The organism is Actinocorallia longicatena (genome assembly GCF_039534125.1).
GTDB classification, from domain to species: Bacteria; Actinomycetota; Actinomycetes; order Streptosporangiales; family Streptosporangiaceae; genus Actinocorallia; species Actinocorallia longicatena.
Genome location: NZ_BAAAUV010000067.1, coordinates 1 through 4,813 on the forward strand (window position 1 = coordinate 1; position 4,813 = coordinate 4,813).

At 72.6% G+C, this 4,813-nt stretch carries 2 protein-coding genes and 1 pseudogene; all 3 read left to right on the forward strand.

Features of this window, described 5'->3' with window-relative positions:
• Positions 1-13: 13 nt before the first annotated feature.
• Positions 14-190 (forward strand): annotated as a pseudogene (locus tag ABD785_RS41450) (hypothetical protein); the annotation flags it as partial.
• Between the two features lie 9 nt (positions 191-199).
• Positions 200-4,423 carry an SDR family NAD(P)-dependent oxidoreductase gene (locus tag ABD785_RS41045; RefSeq protein WP_344840304.1) on the forward strand — a complete coding sequence of 1,408 codons (4,224 nt, stop codon included), beginning with the start codon at positions 200-202 and terminating at the stop codon, positions 4,421-4,423.
• Positions 4,420-4,813, forward strand: a 394-nt coding sequence (locus ABD785_RS41050) for a beta-ketoacyl synthase N-terminal-like domain-containing protein (RefSeq protein WP_344840307.1), incomplete at its 3' end; no start/stop codon positions are given. The genes ABD785_RS41045 and ABD785_RS41050, both read left to right, overlap by 4 nt.

The following is a 4,813-nucleotide window of genomic DNA, read 5'->3' on the forward strand; positions in this document are numbered from 1 at the left end:
TGGCACGGGCACGGTGCTGGGTGACCCGATCGAGGTTCAGGCGCTGCTGGGCTCCTATGGTGCGGACCGGCGGGGCGAGCCGTTGTGGCTCGGCTCGTTGAAGTCGAACATCGGTCACACCCAGGCCGCCGCGGGTGTCGGTGGTGTGATCAAGATGATTCAGGCGATGCGTCACGGGGTCATGCCGAGGACGTTGCACGTGGACGCGCCCACTGAGAAGGTGGATTGGTCTTCGGGTTCTGTCCGGTTGCTGGCCGAGGAGCGGTCCTGGCCGGAGACGGGCCGTCCGCGCAGAGCGGCCGTCTCTTCCTTCGGTATCTCCGGGACCAACGCCCACGTCATCCTCGAACAGGCGCCCGAGCAGCCCGGCCCCGAAAATCCTCCTCCGGTCGTCGATGGCACCGCCGCCTGGGTGCTGTCGGCGAGGACACCGGAAGCACTGCGAACCCAGGCCGAACGGCTGGCCGAGCACGTCGAGGAGCATCCGGAGCTCGCTGCGGCCGACATCGGCTTCACCCTGGCGCACCGCCCGGTACTCGAATACCGGGCGGTGGCCATCGGAGACGACCACGACGAACTGCTGGCCGGCGTCATCGCTTCAGCCCAGGGCACTCCCGCGCCGAAGGTCACCTCAGGCCGCGTTCCGGAGAACGCGGCGACAGGAAAGACGGCGTTCGTGTTCCCCGGACAGGGCGCCCAATGGTCCGGAATGGGCCGCGAACTGTACACGGCGTTCCCGCCGTTCGCGCAGGCCTTCGACGAGGTGCTGGCCGCCCTGGCGCAGCACTCACCCCACACCCCGGAAGAGCTGCGCGAGGTGCTCTGGGCCGATGCCGAAGGCCGGATGCGCCAGACGGGCTGGGCCCAGCCCGCGTTGTTCGCCGTCGAAGTGGCGCTGTACCGGCTGGTGCGGGCCTGGGGAGTGAGCCCGGACGCCCTGCTCGGCCATTCCGTGGGCGAGATCGCCGCCGCGCACGTCGCCGGAGTGCTCACGCTGCCCGACGCGGCGCGGCTGGTGATGGCCAGGGCCCGGCTGATGCAGGCGCTGCCCGAAGGTGGGGCGATGCTCGCGATCCGGGCGGCCGAAGCCGACGTGAAGCCGCTCCTGGTGGCGGGGGTGGACATCGCGGCGGTGAACAGCCCCAGGTCGGTGGTGGTGTCCGGAGCCGAAGCGGGAGTGGACGAGGTCGCGGCCCGGGCGACGGACGCGGGCCACAGGACCGAACGGCTCGCGGTGTCGCACGCCTTCCACTCGCCGCTGATGGAACCGATGCTCGACGCGTTCGCCGGCGAAGTCGCGCGGCTCTCGTTCGCCGAACCGGAGATCCCGCTGGTCCGCGACCTGAGCGGCGATCTGGCCGCCACCGGCGACGACCCGCCGATCACCTCCCCGCACTACTGGGTGCGGCACGCCCGGGAGGCCGTCCGTTTCGCCGCCGGGATCGGCACCCTGGCCTCGGCCGGAGTGCGCCGGTTCATGGTGCTCGGCCCCGACGGCGGCCTGACCAACCTGATCGGCCAGTGCCTCGACCACATCGGAACGCCCGAGGAGACGACGACCACGGCAGGTCTCCGCGACGACCGCTCCGAGACGACCGCGGTCCTGACCGCCCTCGCCGGCCTGTTCGCCGCCGGAGCTCCCGTCGACTGGCGTGCCGTCTCCACAGCGGCCGGCGGACGGTGGGCGGACCTGCCGACCTACCCGTTCCAGCACCGGCGGTACTGGCTCCCCACACCGCCGTCGACGGGGGACGCGAGCGAGATCGGCCAGCGTCCGGCGGAACACCCGCTGCTCGGGGCGATCGTGAGGGTGCCCGGATCCGAGCAGATCGTGCTGACCGGCCGTCTCTCCCTGCGGGCCCAGCCCTGGCTCGCCGACCACGCGATCCTCGGCCGTGTGGTGGTGCCCGGCGCCGCGTTCGTGGAGATGGCCCTGCGCGCAGCGGAGCAGGTGGACCGCCCGCGCCTGCGGGAGCTGACGTTCCAGGCTCCGCTGGTCCTGCCCACCGCAGGCGGAGCGGACATGTCGGTGGTGCTGGCGCCCGACCCGACCGGTGCGGAGCCGGATTCCCGCACGCTAGCGATCTACTCGCGCCCGTCCGGCACCGACGACGCCGAGTGGGTACTGCACGCCCGCGGAATCCTGGACGCCGAGGAGGAGCCGTCCACCGGGACGTCCTTCCCGCAGTGGCCTCCAGCCGACGCGGAGACGGTGGACGTCGCCGACGCCTACGCCGCCCTCGCGGACCGCGGATACGCCTACGGTCCGGCACTCCGGGGCGTCCGGGCGCTGTGGCGGCGCGGGACGGACGTCTTCGCCGAGGTCGCGGTACCCGAAGAAGCGGGCCAGGCGACGGGCTTCGGCATGCATCCCGCGCTCCTGGACGCCGTGTCGCATGCGGCGCTGCTCGCCGATCCTGGCGAAGAGGACACGGTCGGGCTGCCGTTCGCCTGGGAGGGCCTTCGCCTGCACACGGCGGGGTCCTCGGTTCTCCGAGTGCTCGTCTCTCCGGCCGGGGCCCCGGGCGCGGTGTCATTGCGAGCGGTCGACCAGGCCGGACGGCCGGTGCTGTCGGCTCGCTCCTTCACGACGCGGCCCGTCTCGGCACAGCGGCTGGGCGCGGCCGCGGGGCCCGGGCTCCAGGAGGTGGCCTGGTCACCGATTCCCGCTCCCGTGACCCCCGCTCCGGCGACGGAGGTGGTCGTCGTCGAATCGGCCCCGGTCTCCGGCGGAGTGGTGGCTGCCGTGCATGCGGCCACCGGACGCGTCCTGGGAATCGTGCAGGCATGGCTCGCCGACGAGCGGCACGCCGAAGCACGGCTGGTGATCGTGACACGTGGTGCCGTAGCCCTCCCTGGAGAGGACGTCGAGGATCTGGCGGGCGCGGCGGTCTGGGGCCTGGTGCGTGCGGCCCAGTCGGAGCATCCGGGCCGATTCGTCCTGGCGGACGGCGACACCGCCGAACTCGGCGGAACGATCGCCGCGGCGTCGGCCTCAGGGGAACCGCAGGTGGTGATCCGCTCAGGAGTCCTCTACGCTCCCCGCCTCGTCCGGACGGGACGAGGCGGCCCGGCGGAGGAACCACCGGACCTGAGCGGCGGGACGGTCCTGGTGACCGGGGGACTCGGCGGACTCGGCGCGGTCGTGGCCCGCCACCTGGTGGCGTCGGGCGCGGGACGGGTCCTGCTCGCGAGCCGGCGGGGCGCGGCGGCCCCCGGCGCGGAGGATCTGCTGAAGGAACTGAGCGCAGGCGGCGCCCGGGTGGACGTGACCGCGTGCGACGTGTCGGACAGAGACGCGGTGCTGGACCTCGTCGCGGACGTCGCGGGCTCCGGCTTCCCGCTGGTCGGCGTCGTCCACGCGGCGGGCGTGCTCGACGACGGCGTGGTCGAGACGCTGACGCAGCAGCGGCTGGACGCGGTGCTGAGGGCGAAGGCGGACGGGGCCTGGTACCTCCACGAGGCGACACACGGCATGGGGCTGCGGCTCTTCGCGCTGTTCTCCTCGCTGGCCGGGGTCGTCGGCAGCGCGGGGCAGGCGAACTACGCCGCGGCGAACGCGTTCCTGGACGCCCTGTCGGCACATCGGCGCGCCTCGGGACGGGCCGGAGTCTCCATCGCCTGGGGGCCATGGGCGGACTCGGGAGGCATGGCCGAGCGGCTGAGCGGAGCGGACGCCGCACGCCTGGACCGGGAGGGCGTGCGGTCCCTGTCCGCCGAAGAGGGTCTGGCGCTGTTCGACACCGCGGTCGCACAGGAGAGCCCCCAGGTCGTGGCGGCTCGATGGAACACGCGGACGCTGCGTGCCCACGCCGCCGCGGGCACGCTGCCGCCCCTGCTCGCCGGGCTGGTGCCCGCCGCCCAACGCTCCCACGCCTCCGCTGCCGCCGGAGAGGACCTGCGCCGGCGCCTGACGGACCTGGACGAGACGGACCAGCGGCAGATCGTCACCGACCTCGTCCTGCTCCACGCCGCGCTCGTCCTCGGGCACTCCGGCGGTGCGGACATCGACCCCGGCGACCCCTTCGAGAAACTGGGCCTGGACTCGCTGGGCGCCGTCCAGATCCGCAACCGGATCACCGGCGCCACCGGGCTGCGCCTTCCCGTGACGGCCATCTACGACTACCCGACGCCCGCCGCGCTGGCCGCGCACCTGTACCGGCAGCTCGCGCCGGAGGCCGTGACCGCGTCCGGCACACGACCGTCGCTGCGGGACGTGCGGCGGCTCCTGAATTCGGTGCGCCCCGTTCGGCCGGGCGACAGCGAGATCGTTCAGGCGCTGCTGGACCTGGCCGAGGCGAAGGAGACCTCCGGCGGCCCCCCTGCCTCCGCGAAGCGGGACGCGATCCGCGAGATGGACACCGACAGCCTGATCGCCATGGGCCTGGGCATCGCGAACGACCGAAAGGACGAGGCCGGATGACCGACCGAGAGAACGATCTCATCGAGGCCTTGCGGAACTCGCTCGGCGAGATCGAGAACCTGCGCGAGAGGAACGCCGCCCTGACGGCACGTCTCTCGGAACCGGTGGCGGTCGTGGGCATGGGCTGCCGCTTTCCCGGCGAGGTCGGCTCTCCGGCCGCCCTGTGGGATCTGGTGGCGTCGGGACGCGTGGGGGTGTCGGAGTTCCCCTCGGATCGTGGCTGGGACGTGGAGGAGGTGTACGACCCCGATCCCGAAGCCGAGGGAAAGTCGTATGTCAGGACGGGTGGGTTTCTTGATGATGTGGCGGGTTTTGATGCTGCGTTTTTTGGGATTTCGCCGCGTGAGGCTGTGGCGATGGATCCTCAGCAGCGTTTGTTGTTGGAGGTGG